At 35.7% G+C, this 17,165-nt stretch carries 19 protein-coding genes; 5 read left to right on the plus strand and 14 right to left on the minus strand.

Translation table 11 applies throughout. The annotated features are described in order from the left end of the window. The first annotated feature begins 110 nt into the window (after nt 1–110). The 5 genes from AC1MPL_RS04555 to AC1MPL_RS04575 all read left to right on the plus strand — a co-directional run bounded on the left by AC1MPL_RS04555 (nt 111) and on the right by AC1MPL_RS04575 (nt 4,486). Nucleotides 111–983, plus strand: a complete 873-nt coding sequence (locus AC1MPL_RS04555) for an acyl-CoA thioesterase (RefSeq protein ID WP_479766149.1) — start codon at nt 111–113, stop codon at nt 981–983. A 114-nt stretch (nt 984–1,097) separates the two neighbouring features. Beyond that, nucleotides 1,098–2,351: a dicarboxylate/amino acid:cation symporter gene (locus AC1MPL_RS04560; protein WP_479764552.1), complete on the plus strand. Its 1,254-nt coding sequence runs from the start codon at nt 1,098–1,100 to the stop codon at nt 2,349–2,351. A gap of 324 nt (nt 2,352–2,675) precedes the next feature. Continuing rightward, a complete protein-coding gene (locus AC1MPL_RS04565) occupies nt 2,676–3,443 on the plus strand; it encodes an energy transducer TonB family protein (protein ID WP_479764554.1) in 768 nt (255 codons plus the stop codon). Between the two features lie 39 nt (nt 3,444–3,482). Next, on the plus strand, nt 3,483–4,082 hold the full coding sequence (locus AC1MPL_RS04570; protein WP_479764556.1) for a MotA/TolQ/ExbB proton channel family protein: 600 nt from the start codon (nt 3,483–3,485) through the stop codon (nt 4,080–4,082). Further along, the gene (locus tag AC1MPL_RS04575; RefSeq protein ID WP_479764558.1) at nt 4,082–4,486 is read left to right on the plus strand and encodes an ExbD/TolR family protein; all 405 of its coding nucleotides are present in this window, start codon (nt 4,082–4,084) and stop codon (nt 4,484–4,486) included. Before AC1MPL_RS04570 ends, AC1MPL_RS04575 begins: the two co-directional genes overlap by 1 nt. Nucleotides 4,487–4,514: 28 nt before the next feature. On the opposite strand, the gene msrA is transcribed toward AC1MPL_RS04575, so the two are convergent. From msrA to tatA, 14 genes are all read right to left on the minus strand, one after another. Beyond that, nucleotides 4,515–5,033: a peptide-methionine (S)-S-oxide reductase MsrA gene (gene msrA, locus AC1MPL_RS04580; RefSeq protein ID WP_479764560.1), complete on the minus strand. Its 519-nt coding sequence runs from the start codon at nt 5,031–5,033 to the stop codon at nt 4,515–4,517. Between the two features lie 127 nt (nt 5,034–5,160). Beyond that, nucleotides 5,161–6,801: an ArnT family glycosyltransferase gene (locus AC1MPL_RS04585; RefSeq protein WP_479764562.1), complete on the minus strand. Its 1,641-nt coding sequence runs from the start codon at nt 6,799–6,801 to the stop codon at nt 5,161–5,163. A 6-nt stretch (nt 6,802–6,807) separates the two neighbouring features. After that, a complete protein-coding gene (locus AC1MPL_RS04590; protein ID WP_479764564.1) occupies nt 6,808–7,188 on the minus strand; it encodes a GtrA family protein in 381 nt (126 codons plus the stop codon). Nucleotides 7,189–7,200: 12 nt separating this feature from the next. Then, nucleotides 7,201–8,139, minus strand: coding sequence for a glycosyltransferase family 2 protein (locus tag AC1MPL_RS04595; protein ID WP_479764566.1), 939 nt, complete (start codon nt 8,137–8,139; stop codon nt 7,201–7,203). A 3-nt stretch (nt 8,140–8,142) separates the two neighbouring features. Next, entirely contained in the window at nt 8,143–8,937 is a 795-nt protein-coding gene (locus tag AC1MPL_RS04600; RefSeq protein ID WP_479764568.1) for a ChbG/HpnK family deacetylase, read from the minus strand. A gap of 161 nt (nt 8,938–9,098) precedes the next feature. Then, complete coding sequence (locus AC1MPL_RS04605) at nt 9,099–10,160, minus strand: Lnb N-terminal periplasmic domain-containing protein (protein WP_479766150.1); 1,062 nt, start codon at nt 10,158–10,160, stop codon at nt 9,099–9,101. Nucleotides 10,161–10,184: 24 nt separating this feature from the next. Beyond that, complete coding sequence (locus AC1MPL_RS04610; protein WP_479764570.1) at nt 10,185–10,700, minus strand: dihydrofolate reductase; 516 nt, start codon at nt 10,698–10,700, stop codon at nt 10,185–10,187. Then, nucleotides 10,697–11,539, minus strand: a complete 843-nt coding sequence (gene thyA / locus AC1MPL_RS04615) for a thymidylate synthase (protein WP_479764572.1) — start codon at nt 11,537–11,539, stop codon at nt 10,697–10,699. Before thyA ends, AC1MPL_RS04610 begins: the two co-directional genes overlap by 4 nt. Before the next feature lie 475 nt (nt 11,540–12,014). Further along, nucleotides 12,015–12,428, minus strand: a complete 414-nt coding sequence (locus tag AC1MPL_RS04620; RefSeq protein WP_479764573.1) for a hypothetical protein — start codon at nt 12,426–12,428, stop codon at nt 12,015–12,017. An 18-nt stretch (nt 12,429–12,446) separates the two neighbouring features. Next, nucleotides 12,447–13,268, minus strand: coding sequence for a prolipoprotein diacylglyceryl transferase (gene lgt / locus AC1MPL_RS04625; RefSeq protein WP_479764575.1), 822 nt, complete (start codon nt 13,266–13,268; stop codon nt 12,447–12,449). 160 nt (nt 13,269–13,428) lie between these two features. Continuing rightward, entirely contained in the window at nt 13,429–15,612 is a 2,184-nt protein-coding gene (locus AC1MPL_RS04630; protein ID WP_479764577.1) for a PhoX family protein, read from the minus strand. Nucleotides 15,613–15,710: 98 nt separating this feature from the next. Continuing rightward, nucleotides 15,711–16,469, minus strand: a complete 759-nt coding sequence (gene tatC, locus AC1MPL_RS04635; RefSeq protein WP_479764579.1) for a twin-arginine translocase subunit TatC — start codon at nt 16,467–16,469, stop codon at nt 15,711–15,713. Beyond that, nucleotides 16,466–16,864 carry a Sec-independent protein translocase protein TatB gene (gene tatB, locus AC1MPL_RS04640; protein ID WP_479764581.1) on the minus strand — a complete coding sequence of 133 codons (399 nt, stop codon included), beginning with the start codon at nt 16,862–16,864 and terminating at the stop codon, nt 16,466–16,468. Before tatB ends, tatC begins: the two co-directional genes overlap by 4 nt. Nucleotides 16,865–16,867: 3 nt before the next feature. Next, the gene (gene tatA / locus AC1MPL_RS04645) at nt 16,868–17,086 is read right to left on the minus strand and encodes a Sec-independent protein translocase subunit TatA (RefSeq protein ID WP_479764583.1); all 219 of its coding nucleotides are present in this window, start codon (nt 17,084–17,086) and stop codon (nt 16,868–16,870) included. Between the last annotated feature and the right edge of the window lie 79 nt (nt 17,087–17,165).

Consider the following 17,165-nt stretch of genomic DNA (forward strand, 5'->3'; position numbering starts at 1 on the left):
TCCTATGAATTAGCTCAATCATTGGGGGTAATCTATGGCAAAATAATGAAAAATGATCATAGCAATGCCATATTGTCTCTAAGATATTCTATATTAAATTAAGGTTAATGATGACAAAACTGACTCAAGAGCTCGTTGAATTACTCACTTTAGAAAAGTTAGATGAAAACATTTATCGTGGACAGAGCCGTAATATTGTAGGTAAGCGCGTATTTGGTGGTCAAATACTCGGGCAAGCGCTACGTGCAGCATCGTATACCACAGATCGCCCTGCTCATTCATTACATGCTTATTTTTTATTTGGTGGCGATATTAATGCACCGATTATTTATGAAGTTGATCGACTTAGAGATGGTAAAAGTTTTGTAAGCCGACAAGTACGTGCAATTCAAAATGGTCGAATGATTTTTACAGCAATGATTTCTTTTGCTGTACCTGAGCAAGGTTTAGATTTTCAAAAAGAAACACCGAATTATCCTGCACCGAATGATTTACAAAGTGAGCAACAGCTTAAAGAGAGTTTGGTACGTTTTATTCCTAAAACTTTACAAGAAAGCTTTATGAGAGAACGTCATATTGAGTTAAAACCAATTCATGATGTGAGGAATTTTTTTAACCCTCAGCCTGAACCACCATTTTATGCACATTATGTGAAAACACATGAGAAGCTAACGGGTGAGCAAGATAATATTGCTTTACATCAAGCTGTTATAGCTTTTTATTCTGATTTTACTTTAATGACGACCGCATTACGTCCACATGGTTTAAGCTATTTATCACCACATTTACAGTGTGCAAGTATTGATCATAGTTTATACTTTCATAAGCCTGTACGTGCAGATGAATGGACACTCTATGATATGGAAGCTACAGTCACCTCAAACTCGAGAGGGTTAAATTATGGTTACATGTGGCAAGATGGTCAATTGGTGTGTAGTACAGTACAAGAAGGTTTAATGCGTTTAAGAGATAATGAAATTTAGTGGTGCATAAAAGCCACTTTTACGTGGCTTTTATATACTTATATAAAAAAAAGAAATAGAAAATGTTGAGCATGTCGTATGATGGCCGATAAGAAAAAGACAACATGGATAAAGATGAGCTTAAATACTCAAATTTTTATTGCCGCAATACTTGGGGTCGGGCTTGGTTTTGTACTGCGACTGTATCCAGATACAAGTATTTTTACGACAAGTATTTATGGCTTGAGCATTGTTAGTAGTATTTTTATCGGTTTTTTAAAAATGCTACTTGTCCCATTGATATTTACTTCTATTGTGGTGGGCGTTGCGAGTTTAGAGTCGGGTCAACAGCTTGGTAAAGTTTGGAAAGTTACATTATTATGTAGTTTTACAACTGTCAGCTTGTCATTGTTACTGGGACTTGGCTGTGCGCATATTTTTGAAGTTGGAAAAGGGGTAGATATTTCTTTATTCAAAAACTCAATGCAGCAGTATCATTCTACAGCACCAAATTTAGATGCTTCCTCCTTTATTACAAACTTTATTCAACATACGCTGATTAACCCATTCCAAGCATTTAGTGATGGGAATGTATTATCTGTTGTGGTATTTGCGATGTTGATTGGGCTTGCGTTGGTATATGGTGGGAAACGCTTCGAGCAAATTCGTGCGGTGAATGAAGAGTTCTTTCATCTTGTTATGATGCTTGTTTCATGGGTTATGAAACTTGCACCTTTCGGGATTTTTGCCTTGATGGCTAAGCTGATTGCAAAAGAAGACCTGTCGGTTTTAAGTCGTTTGGCTGAGTTTGCAACGATAGTAACAGGAACAACGATTTTTCACGGTCTTGTGGTGCTTCCAACGTTGTTGTGGGTTTTTGGAAAAATGTCGCCATTGAAATTTTTCAAAGGAACAAGGTTGGCACTCATTACTGCATTTGCAACAAGTTCAAGCTCTGCAACAATGCCACTAAGTATGAAGTGTGTGCAAGAAAATTTAGGCGTAAGACCTCAGATCTCAGGATTTGTTATTCCATTAGGTTCGCATTTAAATATGGATGGTACTGCACTGTATGAGGCCGCAGCAGCATTGTTTATTGCTAATTTGATTGGACTCGATTTAAGCCTAGGGCAGCAATTAATTGTTTGTCTAACAGCAATGATTTCATCATTAGGCGCTCCAGGTATTCCTAGTGCAGGGATGGTTACGATGATTATGGTACTGCAATCTGTGGGATTGCCTGCTGAGGCGATTGCAATTTTACTGCCTATTGATCGTATCTTAGATACCGTGCGTACAGTTGTGAATGTACAAGGGGATATGATGATTAGTGTTGTTGTAGATCGTTTTACACGAGAGCCTGAACAACTTGATACTGATTTTAAGTAAATAACCTCATTTACTTAAAGATAAAAAATAAGCATTTGAAATAAGCATATTCTTGACTTAGGATATGCTTTCTAAGAGATAGTCATTGCAAATCACTTATAATAACTATATAAATATATTATACTTTTTGTTATGTTATAACTATACATTTGGGTGTATTTTATAAATTGTCGTAACTTTTTGGAAAATAGGTATTTTTTAAAAGAGGTTGCAAATAAAAACTATTCTCATTTATTATAATGGGAACTACTATCTAATTTGAATCGTACAATATTGCTATATCTGTGATAAATCATATTGTATGCCTAAGGTCATCATTGTGCTATGAGTCATTCTTCCGTACTAAATGCGAACCCTCCTCCTGATAATATGAAGAAAAAAGTAATTATTGCTGTTACAGCAGTAGTTATAGGGCACATTGGTGTTTTATTGGCTTTAGGTCAGATGAAAAAGCCTGAAATTAAGCCAATTCACAAAGAGCCAATGCAAGTTCATTTTGTTAAAATTCAACAACCTCCTAAACCTCTTCCACCCAAGCCAAAGGAAAAACCAAAGCCAAAAAAAGAAGTGAAAGAGGTAAAGATTGTTAAAGATTTACCGCCACCGCCTAAAAAAGTGGAAAAAATTCAGCATGTGAAAAAGGTTGAAGAGCCGAAGAAAGTTGTACAGGAAGTTGAAAAACCACAGCCTGTACCTATTCCATCTGTTGTAACACATGTAGAAACAAAGCCGAAACCCGAGCCTACACCTGAACCTGCACCGAAACCTGCACCTACACCTCCAGTATCATCTGAACCTGTGGAAAAAACAGCAAAAGATGTGACGATTGGTGGTAGTGGTGTGCAGTGGAGTCGCTCACCTAAACCTTCTTATGAACCAAGTGATTTAAAAGGTTCACCTCGTTCAATTGTTGTTCTAATTGAAGCAGATGAGAAAGGAAAAATTATCAGTGTAAGTGTGGTGAAGAGTACTGGTGTACCTGCGTTAGATGAAAAAATATTACGTGCGGTACGTGGTGCAAAATTTAAACCATATATAGAAAATGGGGTTGCTTATCCAATTAAAGCGCAACAACCATTTGATTTAACTTAATTCAAAATTACGGCTAACTTAAAATTAGGAAATCCAAGAATGAACTTTTCAGTTTACTGGCAAAGTGCAGATGCAGTAAGTAAAACGCTTTACTTTATTTTACTCGCGATGTCTATTGTTACATGGACATTGTTTATTGTACGTTTATTAGGTACACGCCAATTAAAGCAACAGGCACTTATAAAATTAGAGCAATCACTTGCATCTTTTAAGACAAAATTCTTGCATTTAGATTTAGATCAGCGCAAAGCCGTTGCTGAACAAGCATTATTGCGTGAAATTTCAGAACAAAAAACTGCTGCTGAAAAAGGTGTACCTGTACTAGGTACAATTGCATCTATTGCGCCGTTTGTTGGTTTATTTGGTACAGTTTGGGGTGTTTTTCATGCACTTGTTGCTGTAGGTAGTAGTGGACAAGCTGGGCTTGCTCAAGTTGCCACACCAGTGGGTGAGTCACTCATTATGACTGGTTTAGGGCTTGCTGTTGCGATTCCTGCAGTACTTGCTTATAACATTTGCTTGCGTACCAATCGTGCGCTATCACATACTTTACAAGATAAAGCACATCATTTGCTTATTGATACGATGTTGCTGTCAGAAAATCAAACATCATCAAAACATACTGGAGGTCAGGCATAATGGCTTTTCAATTGGGTGAAGATCAAGATTCTGGTATGAATGAGATGAACCTCATTCCACTTATCGATATTATGCTGGTATTGATGATTATTTTCTTGGTTACAGCGACTGTCGCAAATCCATCAATTCCGCTGACTTTACCCAAAACGACAGCGGAAATAACAACTCCGCCGCCAAAAGCAATTACTGTTAGTATTGATGCCAAAGGAGAAGTTGCTTGGAATGACCAAATGATTTCTTTAGATGAGTTAGCAAAACGTTTTCAAGAAGCGGGTACTGCCGAACAAAAACCAACTGTTCAACTTCGTGCAGATAAGGAATCTCGCTACGATACAGTTGCACAAGTGATGTCTCGTGCAAGTGAGGCAGGTTTAAGTGATATCTCGTTCTTAAGTGAGCATTAATAAAAAAGACTGGCTTAGCCAGTCTTTTTTATTTCATTAAATTTTGAAACTTTTTACGAAGCTTTAATAACTTGGGTGGAATTGAAAAGTTACAAAAACCTTGCTCAGGATTTTTAGCGTAAAAGTTTTGATGATATTCTTCTGCTTTATAAAAAGTAGGAGCAGGTGCAAGCTGTGTCACGACATCAATACTATCTGCTTTAAGCTCATCTATCATATTTTGAGCAATACGTTTTTGCTCAGAGTCATAATAGAAAATAACAGAACGATATTGTGTACCAATATCATTGCCTTGACGATTTAATGTTGTTGGATCGTGCATACCAAAAAATACATTAAGCAAGTCTTGGTATGTAATTTGGCTTTCATCATATTCAATATATACGACTTCAGCATGCTCGGTTGTTCCTTCACATACTGTTTCATAAGTTGGGTTGGTTGTAATACCACCGGCATAGCCGTTTTCTACTTTTAGAACACCTTTAAGTTCAAGTACAACAGCTTCAATACACCAAAAGCAACCACCACCGAACAACGCTTTTTGCATGGGAAATCTTCTTTCAATATAAGTTTAATGATTATCATATAAATTTTAAAATGAAATAGGAATGGGCACTGTGTGATTTATTTTTATTAAAAAAAAGGGAGCAAATGATTTACTCCCTTTGAACTATTTATTCATTAATTAAGTAAATATCGTAGTTTCTAAATGATAGTACACGATAGTGTTTGACACTCGTAGGAATTTTAAGACTACCTGATTTAGCAAAAATCATTAATTTTTGATTGCTCATGAGCTGTTTTTGAAATTCAGGCTCATTCCATAAATATTGTTTTTTATCAGAATCAAACAATAACCCATCTTTTAATTCCAGTGCTGAACTATCAGTATTTATCTCTTTCCAATCATTAACAACATAAGTAGGAGATTTAAGGTCTAGTAAAAATGGAATATCGTAAAAATAAAAGCGATAAAATACAATTTTTTGGTTAGGTTGAATGTATTGAGAAAAATTTAATTGATCACGATTGGACTTCATATCTAAGAAATTTACAGCAAAAGTGACGGTAGTACATAAAAGAAGTAAACAGCCAAAACTATAGTGTAAAAAGCTGAGTTTATGCTTGCGATAACCTGCAATGAGTAAAAATAATGCTCCTGTTAAAATGGCTGTTGTTAACCATATAGCAGTCTGTTGTTTTTGAATAAAAGGAAGGTGCTGTTTAATTAAAGAAAATATAACTAAAGCGAAAAAACATGTAAATAGCAGTATAGGAAGCGCATAAACTTGTAATTTATTTCTTTTAAAGTTTTCTATATTATGTGCTGTATAGGAGGAAATTAAAATGATGAGTGGTGCCATAATTGGCAGAATATAACCAGCAAGTTTTGAAGGTGGAATCGAGAAAAAAACAAGAACTGAACAGCTCCACCATATAAATAGGCTTAGTATCGGTTTCGGAATGATGTTAAGTGCAGCTTTACAGAACCTAAAGCGGTTAATGAGCATCACAGGTAAAAAACTGACTAAGACGATGAGTGTATAGAAAAACCAAGGTTGTTTGTTATTGAATTCACCAGAATTAAAGCGACTCAATTGTTGTTCAATAAAGAAATAGTGAACAAAGTTTGTATCATGCATCTGAACATTAATAACCCAAGGTAATGCGATACATGCAAAAATAAGTAGCCCGAGTGGGTGGAGAACCGATGGAATTTTTTTCCATTCTTTGATGTAAAGCATCCAAGGTAAAATAATCATTCCGGGAATAAGTACACCAATGAGGCCTTTACTTAAAAAACCCAAGGCACAAAAAACATAACCCAAAAATAAGATTTTTTTATTGTGAGAAAGAATAAAATCTACAAAACACAATACAGTTAAGCTAATCCACGTCGCTACAAGTAGATCATGGTTGACATATTGGGCACTGCCAAATACAAGTAAATTGGTTGAAAAAATAATTGCTACAATTTGAGCAATACGTTCATTTAAATATTTCTGGGTAAAAATGAATAACCCACACATGAGTGTAATTCCAGATAGTGTAGGTATAAGTCGAGCGACCCAGAGATGTGGTCCAAAAATTTCCATTAAACATGCTGTAAGCCAGTGAAGTAAAGGTGGTTTATGCATAAATGGTAAATCATTTAGACGGGGAATGAGCCAATCTCCCGTTTCCATCATACGACGGCTGATATCAGCATATCGTCCTTCATCTGGAACAGACATTGGTCGTATGGTTGACATGATGAAAAGCCAAACCGATAAAAACCACAAAAGAATTTTGGAAGATTTAAAAAATGGATGCATGTTGAATCATTCCATAGTCTTAAAAGTAAAAAACTTATTTAGAAAAAAAGTAAGCACTGCTGTAAAAATAATTGCAGTTGCAATGAGTAATTGAATAGGAAGCGTTGCAAAAAAATTGTGGCTTAGGAGTAAAAAAGCTTCATTAAAGAGAAAACCCAAAAAAGCGACAATAATAAATTTTAAAAAAGTATGAGACGTACGTTCAGAAGTAGTACGAAAGGTAAAGAGTTTATGCCCAAAATAACTAACCCAAAGTGCAATACAAAATGCAATTAAATTACTCAGGCTGAGCGGTGTGTTGTAATGCTGATATAAAGCAAATGCAATGGCATAATGTGTAGCTGCTGCACATAAACCAATACAACAGAATCTAATAAATTTGAACATAATAAATTAAGTTTATGATTGGTTGGTATGCTCTTGAGCAATAATGTACTGAGGACGACTTTTAGTTTCGGTATAAATTCGGCTAATGTATTCGCCAACAATACCTAAAAAGAGTAATTGAATTCCCCCTAAGAGACTAATTGCAACAATAAGTGTTGCCCACCCTGGGACATCAATGCCTGTGAATATAGTTTCTATAATAATCCATATTCCATACCCCATAGAGCAAAGTGCTAATAGCGCACCAAAACCCATACATAATCTTAAAGGAAGATTAGAAAAACCTGTTAAACCTGCAAGTGTTAAGTTAAATAATGCTTTGACATTAAAGTTGGTTTTCCCACTTTGACGTTCGAGTTCAGAGAAGTGAACACCAATTGATTTGAAGCCAACCCATGCAAATAAACCTTTCATATAGCGGTTTTTTTCAGGTAAAGCTTGAAGTGCTGTAATGACTTTGCCATCTAATAAGCGGAAGTCACCAGCATTTTCAGGAATTTCAATATCAGAGCTAAAGTTTAAAAACTTGTAGTAGGCATTGGTAAGAAACTTTTTAAGAGGAGATTCGGTACTACGGTTACGAATACCGTAAACCATATCATAGCCACTTTCCCATAGAGAAAGCATGGTTGGTATAGCATCTAATGGGTGCTGAAAGTCTGCATCAATAAATAAAGTCAGATTGTTTTTGACGTGATCTATACCAGCACTCAGTGCTGCCTCTTTACCAAAGTTACGAGAAAGCTCTAAGACTCGTAAAGGGTAGAGGTCTAGCATAGGTGTAAGGACACTAATGGTATTGTCTTTACTACCATCATCAACAACAAGAATCTCATAAGCAATTTGTTGTTCTTCAAGCGTGGTTGCGAGTGCAGGAATAAACTTTTGCAAATTTTCACTTTCGTTAAAAGCAGGTACGATGCAAGATAGAAATGGTTTTTCTCGGCTCATTATTTATACTGCTCCGATTGGGTTTAGCTGAACATTAAAACTTTGGCAATCTTCTAAAAATTTTTTAGATTTAAGATAGTTATATTCATTAAGTCTTGCGTTACAAATAGGATCGTGATGAGTGATTTGATCAATTGATGGATGACACATGATGAGGGTTTTATGTTCTGCTTTTTTTAACCATTCGCGGTTCAGTGTTGCATAATCTACATTTGGAGAAAAATCGTATATGCCTGCGAAATAAGAGTTAGTGGAAATTTGGTTTTTATAGCAAAGGTTTTGGAGTTTCTTTGCGCCCAGTAAATGCAATAGCCCTGTTTTTATTTTATAGCCATGAATATAGAGTGGTCTGTTTAAACTTCTGATCCAACCTTTAAAATTTTTTTCTTTTAAAAAGTCGAGGAGGAGTTCACGAATAATAGGGAATTGATGAACATGCTGATGTCCATCAATAAAATCAGGTGCTCTTCCTGTTGCTTTTATGAATCTTTCCCATTGATGCTGAATGCTTAATTTAATTTCATTCGGATTTAAAGAACGTGCCCAAGCTTTTGCAATAAGTTCATTTAAATTATAAATGACATCTTCAGTCTTGAAGTCATGAGTAAAATTTAGATGAAGACCAATTTCAATAGCATGATCTATAGATAATAACTCCTGAGCATCATGAAACCAGTAAGGAGATTGTGTCATACATGATGTGGCGTGTAAGACTTGCTGACGAAGTAAGTTAAGAATTGCGTGGTTGATTTCAGCATTCATCGAAAAATCATCAGCACAATAGCAAACCAATTTCATGTTCAAATTCCATTCGGTCGATTATACGTGCATATATTAAAGTAATACTTAATGAGAGTGACCATTAAATATTGTTTAACTATTCCTGAAAGGGATTAAGTACTGATTAAATTTGTGTAAAACCATATGATAAATGTTGTTTTAGCACTTATTTATCAATACTAAGAAGATGTCGCTTGAGGTAGTCCTTGTCTAATAAGGCGAGAGAAATTCTCACTGCTTTGGTCTTTCAACGCTGAAAAGTTTTGTGTACGTGGATTGATGTAAGCATGTTTATACCATTCATCGATATTCCAACGATGATCCAATACACCAGTGTCATATAAATAATTTGGTATATAACCTGAGAGTACAATTCGGTAATCTTTAGGAAGTTGATTAGGATTAATGGCTTGTACCATATCAAAAACGATCGTTGTACAGTTACTTGTGAGGGTATTGTACCATTGTGGTGTCTTTTTAAGTTGATCCGCAGTGAATAAATATTCTTCAAATAAGTTTCGCATTTCTTGTTTTTGCATACGGATAGGAAAGAAAAAAACTTTTTCTTTTCGAATATTACTGCGTGTATATAAAATATCTTTTTCATCAGAGGCCACTAGACTAAGCTCAAATTGACGAAAAAAACCACCTATTGCAGAAAAACTTTCATCAGCTTGTTTTCTAATTTCAATAGAAAATACTAGAGGACGTTGGTTTTTAAAGTTAAAGCTAACTAGGGTATGTGCAATCTGAGGCCCCATCCAGTAAGATGTAATAATGTTTACCCCAGTAATTTGATTCAAGTCAAAAGTACGAGTTTCCCAATGTATTTCATAGCTTTTATCTTGATGCCATTTAAAGTTTCTAACATTATTTAAAGTGACAATATTGCCATATTGAGAGTAAGTGAGTAGGCGAGAAACTTCAGGTGCCCATTGTCTATTCTGTTGGGGTCTAATGTTGGAATACCACAATAGGCTAAGTAGTACACCAATAAGGAAAATAGCAATATCTACTTTTCGACTGAAGAATAGCTCTGAAAAGTAGATACCAATGATACTTAAAGAAAATATGATCCAAATAACGATGATACAAGGTGTAAATAAGCGTCCTAATGGTTTATGAATCCATAATGCAAAAATGAGCCATATGCCAAATATACAAACTGTAAGGCTAAATAAAAAATGAATCAGCCCTAGGCTTAGGGCTGAAATTGTATGCAATAAATTATCATTTTTTATCATTATTATTTAACCAATTGATATTTATTTTCTATAGGTTGCAAACTCAAAATTAATATTATTGGTCTCATCATGGTGCTTTGAACTTGAGATTTTATGAAACTCTTTGGGAATATTAGGGTAGTAAGCATTACCATTTTCGACAGTAAGATCGATGTGTGTTAGCTCTAAGCAGTCAGCAATATTAATCGTTTGTGTGAATATTTCACCACCACCAATAATAAAAACTTTAGAGGGTTGAGTACTCTTTGCCACATCATCTAAAGAGTTTTCTAAAGCTTCTTCTATTGATGAAGCAGTTTTAACACCATCGAATTGCCAAGAGGCATCACGTGTAATTACCCAGTTTATGCGCTTAGGTAAAGCTCTTCCCATAGACTCTAAGGTCTTACGCCCCATAATAATTACACCACCTTGGGTGATCTCTTTAAAATGTTTGAGATCGGCCGGAAGATGCCAAGGTAAGTCATTATTTTTGCCAATACATTGATTACGATCCATTGCGACAACATGCACAATTTCGATATTTTTAAAACTCATACAGCCACCGGTGCTTTAATTGCTGGATGTGATTGATAGTTTTTAATTTCAATATCTTCAAAGGTAAAATCAAAAATATTGTTAATTTCTGGATTTAAATGTAGTTGACATAGTTCAAGAGGCTCACGAGAGAGTTGCTCTTTGGCTTGCTCAAAATGATTGGCATATAGGTGGGTATCTCCACCTGTCCAAACAAAATCTCCAACTTCTAAGTTACATACTTGCGCAACCATATGTGTGAGTAGGGCATAACTTGCAATGTTAAAAGGTACACCTAAGAAGACATCGGCACTGCGTTGATACAGTTGGCAAGACAGTTTTCCATTATGTACAAAAAATTGAAATAAAGTATGACAAGGTGGGAGAGCAACTTTATTTGCTTCTAATGGGTTCCAACCAGAAACAATAAGCCGACGGGAGTTTGGATTGGTTTTGATTTCGTTAATGAGCCATTGAATTTGGTCAAAGCCATTTTGAGCATAGCTACCATCTTCTTTTTGTGTTGCGCCAAAGTTTCGCCACTGGTGACCGTAGACAGGACCTAGTTCTCCTGCTGGGCGGTGAAAACGTGCTGTTTGTTCGGCAGTTGACCATTCATCCCAAATACTGACTTTATGGTCTTGTAGATATTTAACATTTGTATCTCCTTTCAAGAACCATAAAAGCTCGATGACAATAGATCTAAAATGAACTTTTTTGGTTGTAAGTAAAGGAAATCCTTTTGATAAGTCAAAACGCATCTGATGTCCAAATACTGAGCGAGTACCAGTGCCTGTGCGGTCACCTTTATCACCACCTTTATCTAAGATATGTTGGAGTAAATTAAGATACGTTTTCATAGTATTCCTATCATGCGACCCAAAGTTTTGGGTGTGTGGAAGAAGTTTTGCAAACCTTGCAGTTTATATCAAATGAAGTCATTGTTTAATATCGTAGATGATATTGAACCTATTTTAAGGTCGATTTCTAGGTTGTCTATTCATATAAATAGATGCAAGTGAAAATCCTAAAAAGCAGAATAAAAATATTTGTCCCAGTAAGAATAGTGATACATGAGTATTTAAATAGAAAAATGAAACCATTGTAAAAATTATTGGTAGCCAAACAAGATGTTCAGAGGTGCTTATTTTTTGATAATGTGCCATATAAAAGTGCATTATTAAACCGATAATGGCACTAATTGCAATCCAAAGAGGAGGGAGCTCAACCACTGACTGTAGAAGTAAAATAATTACACAGACAAAAATTGTAATAATAAATTTAGTCTGTCTAGTACATTTTTTAGAATACCAAATTGAGAGCATGATATTAGATCTATTTTTTTGTAAATAAAACTTGAGGTGAAAAAATACAGATTGTAATTATCATTTGTAATATACCTTGTATGCCCCAATCAAGTAAGTTTTGAGTAGCATGTGTAAAAATAATTGCACATAAGAATGCGAGAGGAATCCATGTAAAGACTCTATAAAGAAGATTTTTAGGGTTATTACTTGTAATGTGTGTTTTACAAAAGCGACAAATCAGAAAAATAATGCCTGCACCTATAAAAAGTGCAATTAATGGGTAAGGCATAGGGGAAAATTGATAGAAGATATATGCAAGGATTATTGCTGTAGTAAGGAAAAATAACTTACGATGTGTTGGAATAGTATGATTAAACCAAAATTCGAGCATGGCAAGTGCAAATAATAAAATTTTTCTTATTTTAGCATAAAGCGGGAGCATTTGCCCCCTTGCTTTTGCCTAGTGAATTTTTTTATTTGGACCCCAATCATAGATTTTACGTTTGTAGGCAATTAGCATAAGCAATATACCTGCAATAATCATTGGTAATGATAGCATCTGTCCTTTTGTCATCCATCCAAATAAGATGTAGCCTTGATCAGCATCAGGCTCTCTAAAGAATTCCATTGCGAAACGAGCAAAACCATAACCAATTAGAAATAGTGCAGATATAGCCATTCTTGGGCGTGGTTTTGCACTAAACCACCATAGAATAATAAATAGTAGTAAGCCTTCACAAAGTGCTTGATAAATTTGTGATGGATGTCTTACTAAATGAAGGGGGTCTGTTGGGAAAATCATCCCAAATGGATAATTGGGATCAGTAACAGCACGACCGTATAGTTCCCCGCCAATAAAGTTGCCAATTCGACCAAACATTAATCCTGTAGGTACACAAGGTGCAATGAAGTCCATAGTTTGAAACCATGTTTTCTTATATTTACGACACCACAAAATCATTGCGATCATGACGCCAATAAAACCGCCATGAAAACTCATTCCACCTGTCCAAACTTGGAAGAGCCATAATGGATGGGCAATGAACTGGTCAAATTCATAAAATAGAACGTATCCAATACGACCGCCTATAACAACACCAAGAGCACCATAAAAGATTAGGTCTGAAATCATTTCAGAACTCCAATCTGTACGGTGTTTACTTCGGTAAGTTGCAAGCCCCCATGCACATAAAAATGCAAGTAAGTACATGATGCCATACCAATGAACTTTTAATGGCCCAAGATCAAGCGCAATAGGGTTAATGTTGGGGTAGGTCAGCATGGATAATCCTTTTCATTTATAATTTAAAAGATTTTATCTGAACATTCTTAAAAGTGTTGTATTTTCAATGTGTGAAACGCATATTATTTGATCATTATCGAAGTCGTAAAAAAAAGCTGACCTACGTTTAGATCAGCTTTTTATTCTCGTAATAGTTGAGTTATTCACCTGCGATGAGGCCACCGTCTTTGCGTGTAATCACAATTGTTGCAGAGCGAGGTCTTGCTGTATTATTTGAGGGATCTACTTGGGTTGCAGGCCAATGACTGTTTGGCTTATCAAAACTTGCAGATTCTTCACCTGGATGTTGGATATTTACGAAGATTGCTTTGTTGTCAGGTGTCATTGCAATACCTGTAATTTCACACTCTTTGGGTCCAACTAAGAAACGACGTAAATTTTCGTCATTAATTTTAGCGCCTACAATCGTTTCTTGACCATTTGAAGAAACTGCTCTTGTACCATCACCGACATGGCCAGGGAGTGCAGCTAACATCATACAGTTAGTAACATCTGTATAGGCACTATCATCGGTTTCTAACCAAAGCACACCACGCGAATCGAACCACATACCATCTGGGCTAGAAAAGTCATTATTATCTGTCAAACCTGATAAGTTAATATTTGAAGCCATACCTGCTTCTGCACCAAATAGGTAAATATCCCACTGAAATTCTGTATCTGTGGTTTGATTATTCTTTTCTTTAAAACGAATAATATGGCCATTTACGTTGCCTTTTTGAATCTTTTTGCCTGCGTATATATCTTCATAGCTTCGAGGGTTGGCTGCATCTGTTGGATAGTCAATACCACGATTTGAGTTATTGGTAAGTGTGACATATACCTCTCCATTTTCAGGATGAACGGTACACCATTCAGGGCGATCCATTTTAGTTGCACCAACGCTGTCTGCTGCTAAACGTGCAAAAGTCACTACATCAGCTTGGCTACTGAAAGGATAATGTTTATTGGTTATGTCTAAACCATTTTTACCATAGCTTAGCTCAATCCAGTTTCCAGAGCCATCTTGGTTAAATTTAGCGACATAAAGTGTACCTTTATCTAAGTATTTGTCTCCAGCTTTGTAACCCGCATTGGTATCTTTAGGATTCCACTTTGCATCAGATACAAACTTGTAAATATATTCACCTTTTGAGTCATCACCCATATAAAAAGCAAGAGGTGAGCCATTAACAACACGACAAGCACTATCTTCATGTGCAAAACGTCCCATTGCTGTACGTTTTACAGGATTCTGTTTAATGTCAAAAGGATCAATCTCAACCATCCAACCAAATGTATTTGGTCCATTGCGATAATCTTTACCTGCATTTGATGCAATTATGTTTGCTTTCCAGCGGTCATATAGTTCTTGTGGTTGAACTTGTCCTATGGCTGTGTCCCACCCATACTTTGAGCTTGAACCTGCTTTTAGACCATAACGTTTGAGTGCAGCAATTTCATGGGGTTGTCGTTGCTCATCATCTTTAGCATCACGTTGGAAGTAACCAATAAAGTTTTCTTCAGTTGTAAGATATGTTCCCCAAGGCGTGTAACCATTTCCACAGTTATTATGTGTACCACGAGTTTTCAAGCCTTTTGGTGAGAAAAGGGTAGACAATAGTGCCGACCCTTTTGCAGGGCCCGAAAAGTCCATAGCTGTTGTTGCTGTAATACGTCTGTTAAAAACTGAATCTTTTAATACAGAAACATGTTGTGTCTTAGGATCTTTTTTAATATGAATAATAGAAACACCATGAACATTTGTTTCACGAATGACTTCATCTTCAGGACGATGGCCATTTACTTTAGTTGGGCCTTTTGGATGTAAAAATGTTGGATTAATATACTCATGGTTCATTACTAATAAACCTTCAGAGGATATAGAGTCATCCATATGCTTCGTTTTGCTGTTTAAACCGAAGTAGTGCATACCGTCATGGCAGTCGCCTGAACGAAACTGGAAGCTCGGGCCTGATGGAATATTGCTGTCATCCCAATCTGCATATGCAGGGTGAATTGAATCTCCAAGCTTGTATAAAACATTGACTTGGTATCCTTCAGGTACAGTAACCATATCAAGTGTATTTTTTGAAACAGGTTGGAAACTTAGCTTCTCTGGACGTTTTGCTGTAGGTTGTGTACTTTTTTGTGCTGTACTTGATTGTGCATTTGCATAGCCTGTGACTGTGCTTGCAAGAGCCAACGCAACTGCGCCATTGGTTGTTCTTTTTATAAGATCGCGACGTGAGATATATTGATCCAAAATATCATTAAAATGTGTATTTGCAGAAGTATTGTTGTCTAGCTCTTGCTCTTCATGATATGGCGTCTGCTCGGACATGATTAAACCCTATAGATTATATAAAAATATTTAAAGTTTCTATAATCTATAGGTGTGTTATGAACCCTATCTGACAGATTTATGACAAAATAATGAAATTAAGATTTGCTTTTCTCAAGCATTTTCCCAATAAGAAGTCCTATTTCAAATAGAAGCCACATAGGAACAGCAAGCATAATCATTGATATAGCATCGGGTGGGGTTGCAAACATGGCAACAAAAAAACAGCCAACAATAATAAAACGTCGTTTTTGTACGAGGCTTTCAGTAGTTACAATACCTGCTAAAATTAGAAGTAATGTAATAATTGGAATTTCAAAAGTAAGTCCAAATACTAAAAATAATTTTAAACAAAACGTTAAATAGCTGTTGATATCAGTCATTGGTGCAACACTTTCAGGTGCAACACTAATAAAAAAATGTAAGATTGAAGGTAATACAATAAAGTATGCAAAAGCAATGCCTGAATAAAATAAGCTAATACTTCCAGCCATGAGTGGAAATGTGAGATTTCTTTCTTTATCGTATAAAGCAGGGCGTATAAATATCCAAATTTGGTACAGAATAAACGGCATAATAAGCATTAAAGACACAAATAAATTGAGCTTAAATGGTGCTAAAAATGTAGCAGCTACATCTGTTGCAATCATGGATGAGCTTGCAGGAAGCTGTGCGCGAAGTGGCTTAGATAACAGTTGATATGTTTGATTTGCAAAAGGCAATAAACATAGAAATAACCCAACAAGTGCAATAATAATCTTAAGTAGATGCTTTCTTAAAACAACGAGGTGTTTTTGAATGGGCATTTCTTCAAGGGGAGGTAATTGATTTTCTGTAGATTCTCGTGCCGTTGTCATACCGCGATCTTTAATTGAGGTGTAGAGGGTATTGGTGCTGTTATGAACTGATACTCTGTTCGATAGACATAGCAAATGTTTTCTAGTGGGACAAAGGTGTTAACTTTATCTTTTAACATATTGGTAGATTTTACACTGTGGTCTATTTCTTGCATTTGCGCCTGCATCTTTTGCTCTAATTCAGCAATGCGTTGCATTTCTTTATCCATTTGCTCTTTAAGCTCAGATAGGCGTAGTTCGCGGTCAATATCATTTTGAATATTGCCAACGAAGCGCTTTCCTTTGCTATACCATTGGCTTGCAAAACGAATTGCTTGAGGTAATTTATCTGGGCCAAGAATGACAAGGGCAATGATAGAAAAGACGAGAAGTTCAGAAATCCCGACATTAAACATAAGCTACTCAGTTTTTGCAGAAGAAGCAGTTTTTACAGGATCTGCATTTACAGTACGTGGTTCTTTAAGTGAATGATTCGTTTCATCTTCATTCATCGATTTCTTAAAGTCTTTCACAGCACCACCGACATCTTTACCTAGATTTTTAAGTTTTGATGTGCCGAAAATTAAAACAATAACAATTAAAAAAATAATTACATGCCAAATTGATAAGCCAGCCATTTCATCCTCCTAAAATTTATGACTATCTCAGCAGTTTAGCGTGACATAGAGATGACAAAATTATTTTATTTTAAGGAAA

This window comes from Acinetobacter sp. N1-1 (genome assembly GCF_056711485.1).

Bases quoted from the DNA above. Each gene is read 5' to 3' on its own strand.
- AC1MPL_RS04610 (WP_479764570.1), bottom strand. From the start codon at position 10,700: ATGAGTTTTAAAAATATCGAAATTGTGCATGTTGTCGCAATGGATCGT.
- AC1MPL_RS04600 (WP_479764568.1), bottom strand. From the start codon at position 8,937: ATGAAATTGGTTTGCTATTGTGCTGATGATTTTTCGATGAATGCTGAA.
- msrA (WP_479764560.1), bottom strand. From the start codon at position 5,033: ATGCAAAAAGCGTTGTTCGGTGGTGGTTGCTTTTGGTGTATTGAAGCT.
- tatB (WP_479764581.1), bottom strand. From the start codon at position 16,864: ATGTTTAATGTCGGGATTTCTGAACTTCTCGTCTTTTCTATCATTGCC.
- tatC (WP_479764579.1), bottom strand. From the start codon at position 16,469: ATGACAACGGCACGAGAATCTACAGAAAATCAATTACCTCCCCTTGAA.
- thyA (WP_479764572.1), bottom strand. From the start codon at position 11,539: ATGAAAACGTATCTTAATTTACTCCAACATATCTTAGATAAAGGTGGT.
- AC1MPL_RS04555 (WP_479766149.1), top strand. From the start codon at position 111: ATGACAAAACTGACTCAAGAGCTCGTTGAATTACTCACTTTAGAAAAG.
- AC1MPL_RS04575 (WP_479764558.1), top strand. From the start codon at position 4,082: ATGGCTTTTCAATTGGGTGAAGATCAAGATTCTGGTATGAATGAGATG.
- lgt (WP_479764575.1), bottom strand. From the start codon at position 13,268: ATGCTGACCTACCCCAACATTAACCCTATTGCGCTTGATCTTGGGCCA.
- AC1MPL_RS04630 (WP_479764577.1), bottom strand. From the start codon at position 15,612: ATGTCCGAGCAGACGCCATATCATGAAGAGCAAGAGCTAGACAACAAT.
- AC1MPL_RS04585 (WP_479764562.1), bottom strand. From the start codon at position 6,801: ATGCATCCATTTTTTAAATCTTCCAAAATTCTTTTGTGGTTTTTATCG.
- AC1MPL_RS04565 (WP_479764554.1), top strand. From the start codon at position 2,676: ATGAGTCATTCTTCCGTACTAAATGCGAACCCTCCTCCTGATAATATG.
- AC1MPL_RS04570 (WP_479764556.1), top strand. From the start codon at position 3,483: ATGAACTTTTCAGTTTACTGGCAAAGTGCAGATGCAGTAAGTAAAACG.
- AC1MPL_RS04620 (WP_479764573.1), bottom strand. From the start codon at position 12,428: ATGCTCCCGCTTTATGCTAAAATAAGAAAAATTTTATTATTTGCACTT.
- AC1MPL_RS04560 (WP_479764552.1), top strand. From the start codon at position 1,098: ATGAGCTTAAATACTCAAATTTTTATTGCCGCAATACTTGGGGTCGGG.
- AC1MPL_RS04595 (WP_479764566.1), bottom strand. From the start codon at position 8,139: ATGAGCCGAGAAAAACCATTTCTATCTTGCATCGTACCTGCTTTTAAC.
- tatA (WP_479764583.1), bottom strand. From the start codon at position 17,086: ATGGCTGGCTTATCAATTTGGCATGTAATTATTTTTTTAATTGTTATT.
- AC1MPL_RS04590 (WP_479764564.1), bottom strand. From the start codon at position 7,188: ATGTTCAAATTTATTAGATTCTGTTGTATTGGTTTATGTGCAGCAGCT.